The 17,713-nt window shown below is 72.2% G+C and carries 19 protein-coding genes; 8 read left to right on the top strand and 11 right to left on the bottom strand.

Going from position 1 to position 17,713, the window contains the following annotated elements; genetic code table 11:
• The first annotated feature begins 353 nt into the window (after nt 1–353).
• Nucleotides 354–2,210: an FUSC family protein gene (locus tag SSP29_RS14130; protein WP_245883102.1), complete on the top strand. Its 1,857-nt coding sequence runs from the start codon at nt 354–356 to the stop codon at nt 2,208–2,210.
• A 129-nt stretch (nt 2,211–2,339) separates the two neighbouring features.
• Here the strand turns inward: SSP29_RS14130 and SSP29_RS14125 are convergent, their stop codons facing one another.
• Nucleotides 2,340–3,296, bottom strand: a complete 957-nt coding sequence (locus tag SSP29_RS14125) for an endonuclease/exonuclease/phosphatase family protein (protein ID WP_089100970.1) — start codon at nt 3,294–3,296, stop codon at nt 2,340–2,342.
• Nucleotides 3,297–3,533: 237 nt separating this feature from the next.
• Here SSP29_RS14125 and SSP29_RS14120 point away from each other — a divergent pair, with 237 nt between their 5' ends.
• Both SSP29_RS14120 and SSP29_RS55590 read left to right on the top strand, forming a co-directional pair.
• On the top strand, nt 3,534–4,190 hold the full coding sequence (locus SSP29_RS14120) for a DUF899 domain-containing protein (RefSeq protein ID WP_089100969.1): 657 nt from the start codon (nt 3,534–3,536) through the stop codon (nt 4,188–4,190).
• Between the two features lie 154 nt (nt 4,191–4,344).
• Entirely contained in the window at nt 4,345–4,524 is a 180-nt protein-coding gene (locus tag SSP29_RS55590) for a DUF8839 family protein (protein ID WP_089100968.1), read from the top strand.
• A gap of 279 nt (nt 4,525–4,803) precedes the next feature.
• Here the strand turns inward: SSP29_RS55590 and SSP29_RS14110 are convergent, their stop codons facing one another.
• The 3 genes from SSP29_RS14110 to SSP29_RS14100 all read right to left on the bottom strand — a co-directional run bounded on the left by SSP29_RS14110 (nt 4,804) and on the right by SSP29_RS14100 (nt 8,128).
• Nucleotides 4,804–6,678: an ABC transporter ATP-binding protein gene (locus SSP29_RS14110; protein WP_089101607.1), complete on the bottom strand. Its 1,875-nt coding sequence runs from the start codon at nt 6,676–6,678 to the stop codon at nt 4,804–4,806.
• Nucleotides 6,679–6,986: 308 nt separating this feature from the next.
• Complete coding sequence (locus SSP29_RS14105) at nt 6,987–7,424, bottom strand: hypothetical protein (protein WP_089100967.1); 438 nt, start codon at nt 7,422–7,424, stop codon at nt 6,987–6,989.
• Nucleotides 7,421–8,128: an ATP-binding protein gene (locus tag SSP29_RS14100; protein ID WP_089100966.1), complete on the bottom strand. Its 708-nt coding sequence runs from the start codon at nt 8,126–8,128 to the stop codon at nt 7,421–7,423. Before SSP29_RS14100 ends, SSP29_RS14105 begins: the two co-directional genes overlap by 4 nt.
• 363 nt (nt 8,129–8,491) lie before the next feature.
• On the opposite strand from SSP29_RS14100, the gene SSP29_RS14095 reads away from it, so the two are divergent.
• A complete protein-coding gene (locus SSP29_RS14095; protein ID WP_089100965.1) occupies nt 8,492–9,352 on the top strand; it encodes a Sco1979 family transcriptional regulator in 861 nt (286 codons plus the stop codon).
• Complete coding sequence (locus SSP29_RS14090; RefSeq protein WP_089100964.1) at nt 9,353–9,628, top strand: DUF397 domain-containing protein; 276 nt, start codon at nt 9,353–9,355, stop codon at nt 9,626–9,628.
• Between the two features lie 150 nt (nt 9,629–9,778).
• Here the strand turns inward: SSP29_RS14090 and SSP29_RS59710 are convergent, their stop codons facing one another.
• From SSP29_RS59710 to SSP29_RS14065, 6 genes are all read right to left on the bottom strand, one after another.
• Entirely contained in the window at nt 9,779–10,084 is a 306-nt protein-coding gene (locus tag SSP29_RS59710; RefSeq protein WP_275539763.1) for a phosphatase domain-containing protein, read from the bottom strand.
• A gap of 36 nt (nt 10,085–10,120) precedes the next feature.
• Nucleotides 10,121–10,267 carry a PEP/pyruvate-binding domain-containing protein gene (locus SSP29_RS61190; RefSeq protein WP_150134134.1) on the bottom strand — a complete coding sequence of 49 codons (147 nt, stop codon included), beginning with the start codon at nt 10,265–10,267 and terminating at the stop codon, nt 10,121–10,123.
• Nucleotides 10,268–10,447: 180 nt separating this feature from the next.
• Nucleotides 10,448–10,648 (bottom strand): hypothetical protein, encoded by a 201-nt coding sequence (locus SSP29_RS59695; RefSeq protein WP_150134133.1) that lies wholly within the window; start codon nt 10,646–10,648, stop codon nt 10,448–10,450.
• A gap of 227 nt (nt 10,649–10,875) precedes the next feature.
• Nucleotides 10,876–12,363, bottom strand: a complete 1,488-nt coding sequence (locus SSP29_RS14075; protein WP_089100962.1) for a glutamate synthase subunit beta — start codon at nt 12,361–12,363, stop codon at nt 10,876–10,878.
• 222 nt (nt 12,364–12,585) lie between these two features.
• Nucleotides 12,586–13,065, bottom strand: a complete 480-nt coding sequence (locus SSP29_RS14070) for an anthrone oxygenase family protein (RefSeq protein WP_089101606.1) — start codon at nt 13,063–13,065, stop codon at nt 12,586–12,588.
• Nucleotides 13,066–13,240: 175 nt separating this feature from the next.
• Nucleotides 13,241–13,942 (bottom strand): DUF2293 domain-containing protein, encoded by a 702-nt coding sequence (locus tag SSP29_RS14065; protein WP_089100961.1) that lies wholly within the window; start codon nt 13,940–13,942, stop codon nt 13,241–13,243.
• Nucleotides 13,943–14,121: 179 nt separating this feature from the next.
• Here SSP29_RS14065 and SSP29_RS14060 point away from each other — a divergent pair, with 179 nt between their 5' ends.
• Together SSP29_RS14060 and SSP29_RS14055 are read left to right on the top strand one after the other, a co-directional pair.
• Nucleotides 14,122–14,754 carry a nucleoside/nucleotide kinase family protein gene (locus SSP29_RS14060; protein WP_089100960.1) on the top strand — a complete coding sequence of 211 codons (633 nt, stop codon included), beginning with the start codon at nt 14,122–14,124 and terminating at the stop codon, nt 14,752–14,754.
• 135 nt (nt 14,755–14,889) lie between these two features.
• A complete protein-coding gene (locus tag SSP29_RS14055) occupies nt 14,890–15,303 on the top strand; it encodes a PPOX class F420-dependent oxidoreductase (protein WP_089100959.1) in 414 nt (137 codons plus the stop codon).
• 23 nt (nt 15,304–15,326) lie between these two features.
• Here SSP29_RS14055 and SSP29_RS14050 read toward each other — a convergent pair whose 3' ends face one another.
• Entirely contained in the window at nt 15,327–16,454 is a 1,128-nt protein-coding gene (locus SSP29_RS14050; RefSeq protein ID WP_089100958.1) for a magnesium and cobalt transport protein CorA, read from the bottom strand.
• Nucleotides 16,455–16,734: 280 nt separating this feature from the next.
• Between SSP29_RS14050 and SSP29_RS14045 the strand changes: the two genes are divergently transcribed.
• Complete coding sequence (locus SSP29_RS14045; RefSeq protein WP_089100957.1) at nt 16,735–17,529, top strand: methyltransferase; 795 nt, start codon at nt 16,735–16,737, stop codon at nt 17,527–17,529.
• Nucleotides 17,530–17,713: the final 184 nt, after the last annotated feature.

Raw genomic sequence — 17,713 nt, 5'->3', positions numbered from 1 at the left:
TCGAAATGCAGGTTCAAGTCCTGCCCGCGCAGCTCGATGCGTGGTGGTCCAAAGGAAGGACGCGGCGACCTTACGACTGACCCGGGTTCTCAAGTGTGCCGGCGTGTGACGATGGGTGGCATTCCGGGGCCCGGGGGCAGGCTACGCCCTCGGGCCCGCTCGCGTTCCGCCCCGAATCGGGCCCGCACGGAATTGCGTTCATAAAGAACGCGGCTCTCCGGGGCACTTGTCACACCCATGAAATGCGAACGCACCTTTCCGTACCGGAACACGATCTACCGTGGACACCGAAGCCAACAGCCCGGCCACCGTCGCCCGAAGGCACACCCCGCCCTCGTCCGGACAGGAGCCCCGTGTCCCGTCGTAACGCCCTGCCGCCCTGGCTCGCCCACGCCCTGCGCGCCCAGCGCGGGCCCGTGCCCTGGAGCGCGGTGACCAGAGGGGCGCTGGCCGCCGGGCCGTTGCTGCTCACCGCCGTCCTGCTCCACCGCACCTCCCTCGGCGTCGTCGCCGCCATCGCCGCCATGCTCGCCGGGATCAACGACCGGCCGGGCAGCCGGCGGTCGGCCGTACGGCGGCTCGGGGTGCCCGCGGCAGCCGGTGCGCTCGGGCTGCTCGTCGGGACGTACGGCGGGGAGCACCTCACCGCCGTACCCCTGACCCTGCTGCTCACCGGACTCGGGCTGGTCGCCGGCGGCATGAGTGCCGTCGGGACCGTCGCCTCCGGAGCCGGGACGCAGTTGCTGGTCGCCGCCGCAATCGGCGCCGGGATGCCGGTCGCCGAGGCGGGCTGGCAGCGGGCCCTCGCCTTCCTCGCCGGGGCCGGATGGCTGCTGGTGCTGCGGCTCGCCCTGCCCACCCCCGGCGCGATCGCCGGTGACTTCCGCTTCGACGGGGAACGGGACGCCGTCGGAGCCGTGTACGACGCCGTCGCCGACCTGCTCGACGCGGTGGGCGGCGCGGCGGCCGGCCCCCGGCGCGCCGCCCTCACCGCCGCGCTCGACCACGCCCAGGACGCGCTCACCGGGCCCCGGCTGCGGCGGTACGCCAGTTCCGCCGCCGAACGCCGGCTGCATGCGCAGTACGCCGCGGCCCTGCCCCTCGCCGAGGCGGCCACCGCCCTCGCCTGGGCCGGGGAGCCGATATCCGCGCGGGCGGCCGAGGGACCCCGGCGGCTCGCCCTCGCCGTCCGGGCGAACGGCGGCACCGGGCCGCTGCCCGCACCCTCGCGGTCCGCGCCCGCACTGCGCGCTCTCGACGGCGCCCTGCTGCGCGCCGCGGAGACCTTCGACCGGGCCCAGGGCGGCGAGCAGCGGCCACCGGCCCGGCGCCGCCCCGCCCTCGACCTCGTACGGGCCGCGCTCGGCAGCGGCGGGCGGGAGTACGGGCTGCGGGTCGCCCTCTGCTTCGGGGCCAGCGCCGCCATCGCCCAGGCCCTGCACCACGCCCGCTGGTACGGCGAGCACCAGCACTGGTACTGGCTGCCCGCCACCGCCGTCTTCCTCGTCAAGCCCGACCTCGGGCCGCTCGCCTCCCGGGTGCTGTGCCGGGCCGCGGGCACCGTGCTCGGCGCCCTCGTCTTCGCGGGCCTCGCCGCGGTACTGCCCCGGCCCGAAGGGCTCATCGCGCTGGTGGCCGTCTGCGGGGCGGTCATCCCGGTGTCCACCCGGCACTTCGGCGCCCAGACCGCCGTCGTCACCGTCCTCGTACTCGCCCTGGTCATGGTCGGCGGCGAACCGCAGGCCTCCGTCAGCCGCATCGGCGAGACACTGCTGGCCTGCGCGATCGTGCTGATCGTCGGCCATCTGCCGATGGCGGGGAAACGGGGTGGCGGGGTGCGGGCCCGCCTCGGGTCGGCCGGGCGGGCCGCACACGCCTATCTCGACCACGTACTGAGCGGCTCCGGCGACCGCGGCGAGCGCTGGGCGCTGCGCCGCGAGGCCTACCGCACCCTCGCCGAGGCCCGCACCGCGATCGCCCTCGCCGCCGCCGAACTGCCCGCCCTCGCCCGGCACACCGAGGGCACGGACGCCGTGGCCGCCGTACTCGAACGGCTCGTGGACACCACCACCGCGTGTGCCGTGCACCTCGACGAGACGGGGCGGCTCACCGCCCGGCACACCCGGCAACTCGAAGACCTTGCCGCCGAGTTGGAGCGGGACGGGCAGCGGCTCGGGCTCGTGGTGCCGCGGATGCCGGTCGCCGCGTAGTCAGCAGGTCGGCGCCCAAGGCGTGGGCGGTGCCCGAAGCGCGGGCGACACCCAAGCCGTGGGCGGCACCCAAGCCGTGGGCGGCACCCAAGCCGTGGGCGGTACCCAACCCGTGGGCGGTGCGCGGTCTCAGTCCGTGAACCGTGCCCACACCGGTGCATGGTCCGAGCCCGGGACCCCGCGCCGCTTCGCCGGGTCCTCGCCCACCGACGGCAGGTCCGGCGGTGCGGTGGTGCCCGGCACTCCCGTGCCCGCCTCCGACAACCGGTGCACCAGCCGGTGGCTGAGGAGTATGTGGTCGATCAGTTCGTGCCGCCCGGAGTCGACGCGGGAGTAGCGCTGGTCGGCCGGTATGCGCGGGGCCGTGTCCCACAGCCGTACGGCGTCGCCCTTGTCGGCGTGGTCGTAGCCGGTGGTGCCGAGTTCGGAGCCGGGCGGGCCGAGGAGGATCTGGGTGGTGGCCGCCTGTACCTCGTCGTTGAGGTCGCCGAGGACCGCGATGTCGCGGGACGTGCCCTGCCCGGCGAGCAGTTCGTCCGCCAGTGCCCGCAGCGCCGTCGCCTCGGCGGCGCGCCGGTAGAGGGCGTACGCCCCGTAGCGCGCCCGTTCGCCCTCGTCGTGCGGGTAGAAACGGTCGCCGGGGTAGGTCAGCAGCTTGGACTTGAGGTGGGCCACCGCCACCGTGAGCGGTCCGGCCGGGGCCTGGACCGTGACCGCCAGGAAGCCGCGCCCGGCCCCGGCGGCGGTCCCGCCCGAGTCGTCCGTCTGCACCGGGCGCAGGCCGGCCGGGAACGCGGCCGTGTCGGCGGTCACCGTCAGCTCGGTTCGGGCCAGGAAGCCGACCCGGATGCCCCGGCCGTCGGGGTGCGAGGAGAGGGCGAACAGCCAGCTCGGGCCCAGCAGTTCGGCCAGGTCCGCCAAGGCGTCGGGGTCCCCGACCTCCTGGACGCCGAGCAGGGTCGGGTCGAGCGCGCCGATCACGGAGGCGAGGGCGGCGAGCTTCGCCTCGTAGGCGGACTTGTCCTTGGGGCCGTAGGGGCTGCCGGGCCGGTAGAGGTTTTCGAGGTTCCAGGTGCCCAGGAGCATGCCGGGCTCCTTCCAGGAGGTGGTGCGGCCAGCGTGCTCGTCCGGCCCGCGCCGCGACAGAGCCGGGACCGGATGCGCGGTTCGGCTCACCCGGGTCGAGGACCGTGCCGTACGTCGGGGCGATGAGCTCCGCTCCCGCCTGCCGTGGCTCGCCCGAAAAAAACTCCGGCCGCACCGATGAGTTCTCCGCCCTCCCGCGGTCACCACCCGGAACCGACCGTTGTACAGGAGGGCCCCATGTCGCTTCCGGAGATCGTCTCGCGTGAGCGGTGGCGCGCCGCGCGTGCGGAGTTACTGGACAAGGAGGAGGCGCTCGCGCGGGCCAGGGAGGCGCTGAGTGCCGAGCGGCGCCGGCTGCCCATGGTCGAGGTGGATCCGGAGTACGTCTTCGAAGGGGGCGACGGCAAGGCGACTTTGTTGGACCTCTTCGACGGGCGGGTCCAACTCGTCGTCCATCACTACATGTTCGCCCCGGAGTGGGAGGCCGGCTGCCCCGGCTGCGCCGCCTTCCTGGACCAGATCGGCCATCTCGCCCATCTGCGGGCGCGCGGCACCTCGTTCGCGGTGGTCTCCCGGGCGCCGTTCACCAGGATCCTGCCGTTCAAGGCGCGGATGGGCTGGACGCTGCCCTGGTACTCCTCGTACCACGGCGACTTCAACCGCGACTTCAACCGCGACTTCGAGGCGACCATCGTCGTGGACGACGAACCGGTCGAACGGCCCGGGATCAGCTGCTTCCTGCGGGAGCACGACCGGGTCTTCCACACCTATTCGGTGTACGACGGCGGCCTCGACGGACTCGGCACGACCACCTCCCTGCTCGACCTGACGGCCCTCGGCCGGGTGCCGGAGGGCAGCGACCGCGTCCGTTATCACGACGAGTACGAAGACTGACACAGTCGGTCACGGAAGTGGCCGAAAGTCAACGGACCCTCACCGTCCGCGCCGACGGCGTGTCGACTATGTCTCAGTAGCGTCACCGGGCGAGCCATTCGCGTTCTCCAGAGCGTTAACTCCTAGAGGTACGACGCATTTCTGGAGGTGCAGGATGGTGAGCGGGCGAACCGTGCTCGAACGCTTTCCCGCAGGCGGACCGCGAGGATCATGGCCTGCGGAGGAGTTCGCGCAGGCGCGGCGGCTGGAAGGGCTGCCTGCCGAGGTCGTGATGGATCTGGCCACGGACACGTTCCTGGTCATCGTGCGCGGCACCGGCGGTGCCGAGGCCTAGGCCCTGTCGTTTGGATCATCCCGGCGTCGCGGGGGCTGGCACGCACTCCCCCACTGCCTTAAAAGCGTGGGGGGACCCCCAGCGGCGTTGTCGTCACTCGCCGACGTCCCCCAGCCTTCGGCCGGGAGGTGCCCCCACCGCGTCGCCCGCCGCGGCAGCGGCTGATCGTCTACGCCTCCTCCGCCTTGCAGCTGCACGCACCAGGCCCCGCTCGGGTCGGTCGAAAGGTGCCGCACCTCATAGCCAGGCTGATCCAAACGACAGGGCCTAGCCGACGGGTCAACTGGCCTTGCGGACCGGCAGCTTCGCCGTGAACTGGTCCGCCTGGAGCGCGTACAGCTCTGCGTAGACACCGCCGCTCGCCAGGAGTTCGTCGGGGGTGCCCGACTCCACCACCCGGCCCTGGTCGAGGACGTGCACCAGATCCGCGTGCCGGACCGACGCCAGCCGGTGCGTGATCAGTACGACGGTCTGCCCGTTGCCCGCCAGTGCGCGGATCTTCTCGAAGACCTCCAGCTCGGCGCGGGCGTCCAGGGCGGCCGTCGGCTCGTCCACGATCAGGATGTGACCGCGCCGGTAGGCGGCCCGCGCGATGCCCAGCCGCTGCCACTGGCCGCCGGACAGCTCGTGCCCGCCGCTGAAGTTGCGGGCCAGCAGGGTGTCCAGACCGCGCGGCAGATCGTCGACCACCTCCTCGGCGCCCGCCTCCGTGACCGAGGCGGCCAGCCGTTCGTCGGTGAGCGGTGCCGATGAGCGGCCGACGGCCACGTTGACCTTGGCGGTGAACGGCCAGCGCTTGAAGTCCTGGGCGACCATGGCGATGCGTTCGGCGAGCCGGTGCCGGTCGGCCCGCGCCGCGTCGACGCCGTCCCACAGGATGCGGCCGCGGTCCGGCTGGTACAGCCCGGCCAGCAGCTTGACCAGGGTGGTCTTGCCGGAGCCGTTCTCGCCGACCAGGGCGACGATCCGGCCGAGGGGGAGGGTGAGGGTGACGTCGTCCAGGGCCGGGCGGGTGGCATCGTCCGGGTGATCACTCGGATAGGCGAAGGTGACGTTCTCGAAGCGGATCTCCTGCGGGTCGTCGGGGAGCGGATCGCCGCCGACCGGGATCGCGCGGTCCGCCGCCTCGACGTACAGCCGCTCCAGGTCGCCGACGAACAGCGCCTCCTCGTGCAGCGTGTTGATCTCCAGCACGAGGGTGTTGAGGCTCGCCGAGCCGGAGCGGATCGCGATCACCGCCGTTCCGGCCACCGACAGGGCCATCGCCCCGCTCAGCAGCAGCCCGCCCAGCGTCGCGTAGGTGGCGACGGTCGCGAGGCCGGTCCAGGCCGCCGCGATCAGGCCGGTACGGGCCGCGAGCCGGGCCAGCCGGGCCTGTTCCGCCTCGGCCGTCTCCGACATCGCCCGGTAGTGCCGCAGCAGGAACGGGCCGACCCCGTGCACCCGGATCTCCGGCGCCGCCTCCGGCTCGGTGAGCAGGGCGCTGATCAGGTGGCCGGCGCGGGCGTGCTGCACCCAGGTGTGGAACGACTCGTAGCGGCGCCTGGCGTTGGTCAGGGCGCCCCAGGCGCTCGGGATCGTCATCGTGATCAGCAGCGGGAGGAGGGCCGGGTGCAGCACGGTCAGCACACCGGCCGCGGTGATCAGCGAGATCATCGCGTTCACCACGCGGGTGCCGTAACTGATCATGCGGCGGGCCGAGGAAGCGCCGTACTGCGCGGTGTCCAGCAGTTTGTGGAAGGCGTGGTCCTCGATCGCGGCGAGTTCGACGGCCGCGGCCCGCTCCAGGTACATCTCGGTCGCCACCCGCTCGACCTTGGGTTCCAGGCGGCCGGTGGCGTACGTGGACGCCGCGCGCAGCAGGGCGGCCACGAACATGACCACGGCCATGATCACCAGTGCGGGGGCGGCGCTGCGCAGCCGTTCCTCGATGGTGCCGGAGCCGATCAGCCGGCCCAGCACGCTGTTCACGGCGAGCAGGCTCACCGCCTGGGCCACCCCGACGCCCACCTGCGAGGCCAGCACGATCCGCGCGGCCGGGGCGTCCGCCTGCCGGGCCAGCCGCAGACTGGACGCGAGCATGCCGGGCAGCCGGGTCATCATGGCGCGGAAGTCCAGCTCCAGGAAGGCGTTCCCGTGCTGGCTCCAGCCCATGTCGTAGCGGAGCGGTCCCCCGAACAGCAGCTGCTCCGACTCCGACACCTCGGACGCCGCCGTGTCCCGCCTCTTCCTCACCGCGATCCTCCCCGGGGCCGTGGTCGTGGACGAACGGCCACTATCGCGGGCGGAGCGGCCACCGGGCAGGGCGCGCGACGAGGCTTGCGGGGCGTGGGGGAGTGCGCGGGGGGTGCGGACCGAGGCGACCCCGAGGCGAGCCCGAAGGTGTCTCGTACTTCCGACGGCCGGTCACCTCGCGCCGGCACCGGTCGGCCGTACCCCCTGTCGGCCGAAGCCGCGCAGCGTCATGCGCTCAGGGGGCGGTACCACTCCGGTGTCGTTCCCGTCACCCGGCAGAGGGCCAGGTACAGCGGAATCGGCGGGGTGTAGGGCAGCGTGCCCTCGGGGCGGTGGATCAGGCGGGCGGTGCCGGGGAGCGGGGCGCCCGGGCTGTAGCGGGCCGGGGCGGGCCAGGGGAGGGCGTCGTCGGAGTCCGACGGGACGATCCACCACCAGTGCGTGCCATCGGCGTACACGCACCCCACCCGCGGCAGCCGCGGTACCACCAGCGGTCCGAGCCGCGCCGGTACGGCCACGGCGTCGCAGCCCAGCGGCGCCGTCATGCCCTCGGGCACGGGGAACGACCCGCCGGCGCCGCCCGTGAGGGACGACCGGCGGTCGCGCTTCAGGCGGACCAGGGTGTCGAGGCCCAGCGACTGGCCGGAGCCGGGCGCGCCGGTCATGGCTGCCTCCGCCGGGGCACCGGCCCCAGAGCCTCGGACTGCCCCTCCGCGCCGGAGCCCGACGACGGTGGGTGCACCGGAGTGTGCGCGGGCCCGTGGGGCGAGCCGTGCGACGGCCCCGGAACGGGGCGAGCACCCCAGCCCAGGTCGTTGCGCGGTTCGGCGCTGTCCCGGGCGGCATCGGTCTGGCGCGGCAGCTCCGCCCAGACCAGCAGCCCGGGCCCGTGCTGCTGAGCCCCCCAGGCCTGACACAGCGCGTCGACGAGGAGCAATCCCCTCCCGTGCTCCTCCTCCGGGCGCTGCGGGGACGGGTGGGGCTCATCGGGCGAACAGCCCTCGTCGTGCACGGCGATACGCACCGTGTCGTCATGGTCGTGCAACTCGCACACGACGCGACTGCTCACGGTGTGCACGATCGCGTTGGTGACCAGCTCGGATATGACGAGGGCGGCGGTGTCGCAGGTGTCCGCGCAGACCGACCAGCCGGTCAGCCGGGCACGCACCAGGCGTCTCGCCTGGGCGGGGGAACCCGGATGAGCGGCCAGTTCGAACCGGAACCGGCGCTTGGCGGTGCCCTCACCTGGGTCGGCTGCCTCCCCCACGCTCGAAGGAGTTCGCACAGGAGGACCCCCATCAGCACCGAGACCGAGACGGTCTGCGGCGGCGTCTGTTCCTAAGGGCGCGGACGGAATCACGCTTGCCACTATCTCCCCGCCGTGAACACTTGGCAAGTGTCACTCTGAAATATGCAGAGTGCTGTGTGACGCGGTGAAGGGCCGTGGCACACTGCTCGCAACAGCATGTCGAGCGGCGCCAGTTGGGATCAGTGAGGATTCGGCGGACCGATCCGGCCAATGCGACCGATGTGACCGAACAGGATTGTTCCGGCTGTTTGGTCACATCGGTCTTCCTGGCCATTCCGGTCATTCCGTCAGATCTTCGAATGAGTCTTCGAATGGCGCCGCTGGGCTGTCAGCATGCCGGGTGACACCTGTATGTGCGTGGCGGCCAGGACGCCGGTGAGCCCGATGGGCAGGCCGGTCAGGGAACTTCGTGGAGGTGGGAGCGTGAGCGAGCCGCGGTCCGCGCCGACGGTGGGCCAGGTGGTCCTCGGTCGGCGCCTCCTCGACCTGCGGGAACGCGCAGGGCTCAAGCGCGAGGAGGCCGCCCGTGTGCTCCGCGTGGCGCCCGCCACCGTCCGCCGTATGGAGATGGCCGAGGTCGCCCTCAAGATCCCGTACCTCCAACTGCTCCTGAAGGCCTACGGGGTGACCGACGACGAGGCCGACCTCTTCGTCCGGCTCGCCGAGGAGGCCAACAGGCCCGGCTGGTGGCAGCGGTTCCACGACATCCTGCCGAGCTGGTTCTCCATGTACGTCAGCCTGGAGGGCGCGGCGAGCCTGATCCGCTCCTACGAGCCGCACTTCGTGCCCGGGCTGATGCAGACCGAGGACTACGCGCGTGGGGTGCTGAAATCCGGCGCCGTCGGCCAGACGGAGCCGGAGGAGATCGAGCGCCATGTCGCCCTGCGCATGGAACGCCAGCAACTGCTCACCCGTACCGATGCCCCCCGCTTCTGGGCGGTGATGGACGAGACCGCCCTGCGCCGCCCGGTCGGCGGTCCGGAGGTGATGCGCGCGCAGATCGACCGACTGCTAGAGGTCACGAAGCTGCCCAATGTGACGCTCCAGGTCGCCCCGTTCTCCAGCGGGCCGCACCCGGGGACGTACGGGCCCTTCGTGCTGTTCCGATTTGCCATGCCCGAACTGCCGGACATGGTCTACAGCGAGTACCTGACCGGCGCCGTCTACCTGGACGCGCGCACCGAGGTGGCGACCCACCTGGAGGTCATGGACCGCATGGCGGCGCAGGCCGCTACGGCACAACGCACGAAGGAGATCCTCCGGGATCTCCGCAAGGAGCTGTGAATGGATCGCATAAAGCCCCAGTCCGGGCCGCGGAACCGCACCGAGCGGATCTACAACGGCATGCCTGCCCGGGAACTGGGCAGCGAGGGCTGGCACAAGCCGTGGAGCGGCGGCAACGGGGGCAACTGCCTGGAGGCGATGAAGCTGGCCGACGGCCGGATCGCCGTCCGCCAGTCGACGGACCCGGACGGGCCGGCCCTGATCTACACCACGGACGAGATGACGGCCTTCATCGAGGGCGCCAAAGCGGGGGAGGCCGACTTCCTGCTCTCCTGAACCTGCTTCTTTTCCTTGTTCAACCTCCTTTGTAATGGTGCTGAATTGATCATCGACCACGGCAGACGCTTACGGAGTGCCTCGTGATCGACACCGGCAAGGCCACCGGACGGCGGCGCGCGCAGGCCATGAGCCGTCAGAACGCGGAGGTCACAGCCAGGGCCACAGCCGCCGGGGCGCGTCCATCAGCCGGCTGACGGCCACCACCGGGAACGGCGGCTGCCGCAGCCGGTCCCGGCCGAGGCCCAGTCCGTAGTAGATCTGCTCGATCGACGGCGGTCCGACCGCGAGGTTGCGCCGGACCGCCGCCACCGGCGACTGCTCCCCGATCTGCACGAGATACGCGGCAGCCATCGTCCCGGTCCGCCCGACCCCGGCACCGCAGTGCACGAACACCCGCCCCGGCGCGGCGGCGACCACCTCCAGGAACCGCCGGACCTGCGCGAGCCGCGCCAGCCGCAGCAGTTGGCCGCGGTGAGCACCGCGCCGGTGTCACGCCTGTTCACCGCCGACCAGCCGGTCCGGCCCACCACGCACCGCACTCACCAGCATCCGGTCGGCGCGCCCCGCAACGGGATCGGTCCCGAACATCACCCCGCCGACGCGGGCGGTCAGCATCGGCTGGACCAGCACCGCCATGGGCGCGACGGTTCCGTCGAGCACGGCCGCTACCGCCGTACCGAAGTCCGCCCAGCCGCGAACGTCGAGAACGGACGCGAACTGCCCCGCCAGCGACGAGGGCCCGGTGTCCTCCTGGGGCGACGACGACCGTACGACCAGCGGCCGGGCACCGCCCTCGGAGAGCTCCTGCCAGGCCGGTCACAGGGCGGCCGGATCGTCGTGGGCGCCGTCGGGGACGACGAATCCGGGGAGCACCGGCACCCCGGCACTCGCGGCCCGTGCGAGGTTGGCGGCCTTGGCACCGGCACGCAGGGGAAGAGCGGCGAGCGGCTGGTCCAGCGGAACGGCGACGGGGCCCTGCGCCTCGACCAGCCCATGACGTTCGTCGAGCGTCGTCATCAACACCCTCCAGAACCGGCCGTCAACAGGGGGGACGCGCGGGGATGGCCCTGCGCCTGACGACGGTTCGTGAGCCGGAAGGAGAACACCCCGACCGGCTCGTCCCCCAGCAGTACGCCCCGCCTCCTCCCCAGGGCCGAGAACCCCGAGAACCCACACCGCCCACGCCTGCGCCGGCGACCGCCACCCCATTCGCCGTGCCCCGCCCCCGGACTCGTCAGCGGCGGCTACACCGTCAGGGGCCGGTCGTGCGGCGTTATAGGCGACGGCAGTTGCGAACTTCCCGTCAGATAGCGGTCGACGGCCGCCGCCACCGCTCTCCCCTCCGCGATCGCCCACACGATCAGCGACTGCCCACGCGCCGCGTCCCCGGCCGCGAACACGCCGGGCACGTTCGTGGCGAACCCCGCGTCCCGGGAGACGGTCCCGCGCGGCGCCGTCGCCACTCCCAGCTGGTCGATGAGCCCGTCCTCCCGGTCGGGCCCGGAGAAACCGAGCGCGAGCAGCACCAGGTCGGCGGGGAGCGTCCGCCCGGTCCCCGGCACCGGCAGCCGCGCCTCGTCCACCTCCACCAGATGCAGCGACCGCACATGCCCGCTTTCGTCGCCCGTGAAGCGAAGCGTCGACGCCGCGAACAACCGCGCGTCGGCGTCCGCCGAGGGCGCCGTCTCCAGATCCCGGGCCTCCTCGTGCGCCGCCGACAGCCGGTAGATCTTCGGATACGTCGGCCACGGCTCGAGGTCCTCGTCCCGCTCGGCGCCCGGCTGCGCGTAGATGTCCAGCTGGGTCACCGACGCGGCCCGCTCCCGCAGCGCCGTCCCCAGACAGTCCGCCCCCGTGTCACCCCCGCCCACGATCACCACATGCTTCCCGGCCGCCGACATCGGCGACTCGGTCAGATCTCCCTGGCACACCCGGTTGGCCAGCGGCAGATACTCCATCGCCTGCTGTATCCCGTCCAACTCCCGGCCCGGCACCGAAAGTTCCCGCCACGCCGTGGCCCCGGTCGCGATCACCACCGCGTCGTACCGGGCCCGCAGCTCCGTCGCCCGCACGTCCCGCCCGACCGTCACCGAGGTACGGAACTTCGTCCCCTCGGCCCGCATCTGGCCCAGCCGCCGGTCCAGGTGACGCTTCTCCATCTTGAACTCGGGAATGCCGTAGCGCATCAGCCCGCCGAGCCGGTCGTCCTTCTCGTACACGGCGACCGTGTGACCGGCCCGGGTCAGCTGCTGCGCCGCCGCGAGCCCGGTGGGCCCCGACCCGATCACCGCGACGGTCCGCCCGGAAAGCCGCTCCGGTGGCCGCGGCGAGGCGAACCCCTCCGCCCAGGCACGGTCCGCGATGGCGCACTCGACGTTCTTGATCGTGACGGCGGGCTGGTTGATCGCGAGCACACACCCCGCCTCGCACGGCGCCGGGCACAACCGTCCCGTGAACTCGGGGAAGTTGTTCGTGGCGTGCAGCCGGTCGCTCGCCCGCCGCCAGTCCTCCCGCGACACGAGGTCGTTCCACTCGGGGATCAGGTTCCCCAGCGGACACGCGTCGTGGCAGAACGGCACCCCGCAGTCCATGCAGCGGTCGGCCTGCTTGCTGATGATCGGCAGCAGCGCCCCGGGGACGTACACCTCGTCCCAGTCCCGGACCCGCTCCTCGACGGGCCGCCGCGGCCACTCCTCGCGCGGTGTGGTCATGAACCCCTTGGGATCGGCCATGGTCGTCTTCCTCGCGTGCGGTTGCCCCAGGCCGTGCGTCATCGGGCGGCACTCTTTCGGCCACGATACGTCCCCTCGGTGACGCCCGCAGAGTGGCTGACAGCGCTTTCTGGCGGGGTTTCCTCAGGGGGAAGCCAGCCGGGGGTCAGCCGGGGACCAGGCGGGGACCAGCCGGGATCCAGCCCACGTCCAGCCAGGGGTCAGTCTGCTCCCACGTCTCCCTCAGGACAGCGCCAGCACGTAGACGAGCGCCGCGGCGGCCGACGCGACGGTGCGCACGTGGTTCCAGAGCGTCCAGTCGCGCACGTACACGGGCCAGTAGGACAGGGCCTCCGGGGTGCCCGGCTCCAGCTTGGCCAGCGCCTCGTTCCGGGGCACGTTCGCCATCGCGGTCAGCCCGAACGAACCGAACAGATACAGCCCGCTGCCCAGCAGCAGCTCCGCCTTCCCGTCGTCCGGCCACACCACGAACGTCACCACCGCGATCATCGCGCAGACCACCGCCGCCCCCGCGAACACCAGCATGAACGCCGGGGTCAGGGCCGCCCGGTTGATCGCGTTCATCGCGGCGACCCCCTGCGCAGGGGGCAACGAGGCCAGCCCGCGCATCACGAAGGCCGAGAACCCGCAGAACACCCCCGCCACCAGTCCGGTCCCCAGCACCCCCAGCAGGACCAGCACGTAATACGGCCCGTCGATCACGACCACCACCCCCACTCTCGCCCCTGGACACCTCCGCCACTCAGGTCAATGCCCACAGACCACCCTTCCCCATGACTGTGAAACCCGTCCACATACACATCCGATCAGAATCACTCCCACGTCCACCTCCGTCCCCGTCCCCGTCGCCGTCCCGATTCCTGCTCCCTGCCCGCCGTCACCCGGTCAAGCGGATCTCCACCCCGGCCTCCCACTCCCGAAGCACCGCCTCCACCGTCCGCGCGATCCGCCGCCGCGCCTCGTACCGCGGCACCCCGCTCATCAGCAACTGGTCGTACGGCGTGTCCACGTGCCGTACCCCCGCCACCACCGCCGATATCACCGCCCCCTCCGACAGCGCCCGCCCGGCCGCGGTCCGCCCGACCCGCCCGCTGCCCCGCACCGACGCGTGCGCCGCGATCGCCCGGGCCCGGTCCACCGGGCAGCCCGGAAACAGGCGCAGGATCTCCGCCGCGAACGCCTCCGTGAACCGCACGTCCTCGGCCGCCCGCCGCTTCGCGTCCCGTGCCCGGCGCCGCCGCCGTGCCTCGGCGTCGGCCAGGCACCGCGCCTCGGCCCGGGCCAGCGCGGCCTCCTCGACGAGGACGCCCTGCCGCTCGTACCGGCTCTTGCGCCGGTTGTACCGGACCACCACCGCCGACAGCGTGCTCTCCTCCCGCGATCGCCGGGTCAGTGCCGTATCGCCACGCGGCAGGAACACCAGATGCCCGAGATCGGCACACTCCAGGCACCGCGGTACCCCGTCCTCCACCACCAGCAGCGACAGCGGCCCCCGGCTGCACGCCGCACACCGCTTGTGCCGCAGCGGCTGCACGACCAGAAGTCCACCGTGGTGAGGGGGAGTTGCGAGGCGGGTCATATGCGGTACTTTCCCCTTCCCTGGGGCTGATCTCACGTCGTCCGCGCCCCCTTGTGAGCCGGCCGACGCCTTCTTCCCGCCCTGCTCGCGGCCCGTCACACCCGCCCCCCACCGCCGCCGCTGCCCGGCCCCGCGACCTGCCCCGCGTGCCCGAACGGCCGACCCGGCATCATGATCCTGTGCGACTCGAAGCGATCACCTGGGACCGGCTCGCCGAGCGCCTCGCCGAGCGGCTGGTCGAACTGAAGCCCGCCGACGGGAGCGCCTGGCCGCGCGTCGCCTTCGACGGCGCCCCGGCCGCCCTGCCCGGCGACCTCGCGGAGCGCGTCGGTGAAGCGCTGCGCGTACGGGGCCGGCCGTCGCTGGTCGTGGGCACCGAGGGCTTCCTGCGCCCGGCCTCGCTGCGCCTGGAGCACGGGCGCGGTGACGCGGAGTCGTACTACGGCGGCTGGTTCGACACCAACGCCCTGTGGCGCGAGGTCTTCGGCCCCCTCGACCCCGGCGGGACCGGCCGCGTCCTGCCCGACCTGTGGGACCCGGTCACCGACCGAGCCACCCGCAGCCCCTATGTCCAGCTCCCGCCCGACGGTCTCCTGTTGCTGCACGGACCGCTCCTGCTGCGGCACTGGTTCCCGTTCGACCTGACCGTCCACCTCCTTCTGACCTCCGGCGCCCTGCGCCGCCGTACCCCCGAGACCGACCACTGGACACTCCCCGCCTTCGAGCGCTACGAGGCCGAGACCGACCCCGCCGGCACGGCCGACGTCCTGGTCCGCGCCGACGACCCGCGCCACCCGGCATGGAGTGGCTGAGCGGCCCGGCGGCGGTTCGGACGCGACCGGCTTGGACGCGACCGGTCCGGACTCGACCGGTCAGCAGCGGCCGGCTCCCGGGGGCGATCCGGCAAACCGCCTTTATATGCGCGCGCATCTAAGTAGCCTGGCTGCATGCCGACCTCCTCGATCACTCCCGTCACCTTCGACGACTCGCTCCGGGCCCTCCTCGACGCCAGGAACTTCGCCAGCGTCGCCACCCTCGGCCCCGACGGCGCCCCGCACAACTCGGTGGTCTGGATCAAACGCGAGGGCGACACCGTGCTCTTCTCCTCCACCGGCGGCCGCCAGAAGGTACGCAATCTCCGCCGTGACCCCCGCATCAGCCTCACGGTCTTCGACCTGGCCAACCCCTACCACTCGGCCGAGATCCGCGGCACCGCCGAGATCCTCCCGGACGAGGACAAGCGGCTCCCGCACGAGCTCTCCCACAAGTACCTCGGCATCGACCCGCCCGCCGAGAAGGACGACGAGACCCGCCTGATCATCAGGGTCGTGCCGCGCAGGGTCGTCGCCTTCTCCGCCTGAGGTGCCGCTCGCGGGCGAACGGCTCAGAGCCAGCCGTTGCGCCTGAAGCCCCGGTACAGCACCAGACATGCCACGGATATGACGCCGATGACGAGCGGGTAGCCGAACCGCCAGTGCAGCTCCGGCATGTGATCGAAGTTCATGCCGTACACGCCGCACACCATCGTCGGCACGGCGATCACCGCCGCCCAGGCCGTGATCTTCCGCATGTCCTCGTTCTGGGCGACCGTCACCTGCGCCAGATGCGCCTGGAGAATGGAGTTGAGCAACTCGTCGAAGGCTGCGATCTGTTCCTTCGCCCGCATCAGATGGTCGAGCACATCCCTGAAGTAGGCCTGTATCTCCGGGTCGATCACCCGTATCGGCCGGGTGGTCAGCTCCTCCATCGGCCTGGCGAGCGGCACCACCGCCCGCTTCAGTTCCAGCAGTTCACGTTTCATCTGGTAGATCCGGCCCGGGTCGGCCCGTGCGCCGTTCTCCGCGAACACGTCCGCCTCGACCTGGTCGATATCGCCCTGCACCGAGTCCGTGACGCTCAGATAGTCGTCGACCACATGGTCCGCGATCGCGTGCAGAACCGCCGCCGGCCCCTTGGCGAGCTGGTGCGGCGTGGCCTCCAGCTCCTCGCGCAGCGGCCCCAGCGAGCCGTGCCGGCCGTGCCGTACCGTGATCACGAAGTCCTCGCCGACGAACACCATGATCTCGCCGGTGTCGACCACCTCGCTGGTCGCCGTCAGCTTCTCGTGCTCGACGTAGCAGACCGTCTTGAACACCGCGAACAGCGTCTCGCCGTACCGCTCCACCTTCGGGCGCTGATGGGCCTCGACCGCGTCCTCCACGGCCAGCGGGTGCAGGTCGAACAGGTCGGCGATGCCCGCGAACTCGCTGTCCGTCGGTTCGTGCAGCCCCAGCCAGACGAACCCCTCGCCCTTCTTGCGGACCCGTTCCACGGCGGAGAACAGATCGCTGCACTCCGGGACCCGCACCCCGTCCTGGTACGTCACGCAGTTGACCACCGAGGAGCCCAGTGGAGACCGTGCGTGATGGTTCAGGTCGACGCGGGGCAGCCGTCGGGCCAGCCGCGCCACCCTGCGCAGGCCGCCGGCCCTGCCCAGCCCCGTGACCTTCCGCAGATTCCCTGCCATCGTCATCCGGATCTCCTTGCGTGGATCCACTCGTGCAGCGCTTCCCGTCTTGCCCGGCAAGTCTGCCAGCCCGGTGTGAGACACGGGTAAGCCTGTGGGAACGGCGAGTTCCGGTTGGTTCCCGCCTGTGGACAACTGCGGACAACCGGATACCCGACCCGGGTTCCCGCCGGTCGACCGCGAGTTGTCGGAGTCATCCGGGTTCCCCGTGTCCGCCGACGGCACGCCCGCCGCAGCGGAGCGTCGGCCGCCGCGGACAAGCCGGGCAACTGGGATCATCGCCCTCATGACACAGGCCGACGGATATCTCCTCGACAACCGCCAGAGCGAGGCCGCACAGCGCTTCGACGCCTTCGCGAGCCTCTTCGACCCGACCACCTTCCGCCACCTTGAGGCACTCGGTCTCGGAGCGGGCCGGCGCTGCTGGGAGGTCGGGGCCGGCGGCACCTCTGTGGTGTCCTGGCTGGCCGAGAAGGTCGGGCCGACCGGTCAGGTCGTCGCCACGGACATCGACACCTCGCTGCTCGCCGCGGCCGCCCGTGCGCCGGTCGAGGTCCGCACCCACGACGTCGGCGCCGAGGAGCCGCCGGGGGAGGGCTTCGACCTGGTGCACGCCCGGCTCGTCCTGGTCCATGTGCCGGACCGGGAAAGGGCGTTGCGCTCCATGATCAAGGCACTGCGTCCCGGCGGACATCTCCTCATCGAGGACGCCGACCCTGCCCTCCAGCCTCTGACCTGCCCCTACGAGTACGGCCCCGAGCAGCAGCTCGCCAACCGCCTGCGCCAGGGCTTCCGCAAGCTCCTCGCCGAACGAGGCGCCGACCTGTCGTACGGCCGCAAGCTCCCGCGGCTGCTCCGCGAGGCCGGGCTGCACCAGGTGGAGGCCGACGCCTACTTCCCCGTCGCCTCGCCCGCCTGCACCGCCCTGGAGATGGCCACCGTCCGGCAGATCCGCGACCGGCTCGTCACGGCCGGCCTGGCCACCGACGAGGACATCGACCGGCATCTGGCGAACGTGGCGACGGGCACCATGGACCTCGCCACCGCCCCGATGATCTCGGCATGGGGCCGCAAGGCGTAGGCCCGCCGATGCCTGGCGCGGTGCCGTCGTCGGTGCCGCACGCTCCGGGCGGGGTGCTGTGGGCCGTCGCGTCGGCTCCTGGCGGGGCGCTGCGATCGGTCGCGCTGACTCCTGGCGGGGCGCTGCGATCGGTCGCGTCGGCTTCGGGCGGGGCCGCTGTGGTCGGTTGCGTCGGCTTCGGCGG

Source organism: Streptomyces hyaluromycini, assembly GCF_002217755.1.
In the GTDB taxonomy this organism is placed as follows: domain Bacteria; phylum Actinomycetota; class Actinomycetes; order Streptomycetales; family Streptomycetaceae; genus Streptomyces; species Streptomyces hyaluromycini.
The sequence above is the reverse complement of the archived record's forward strand: the minus strand, read 5'-3'. Positions and strand labels throughout refer to the sequence as shown.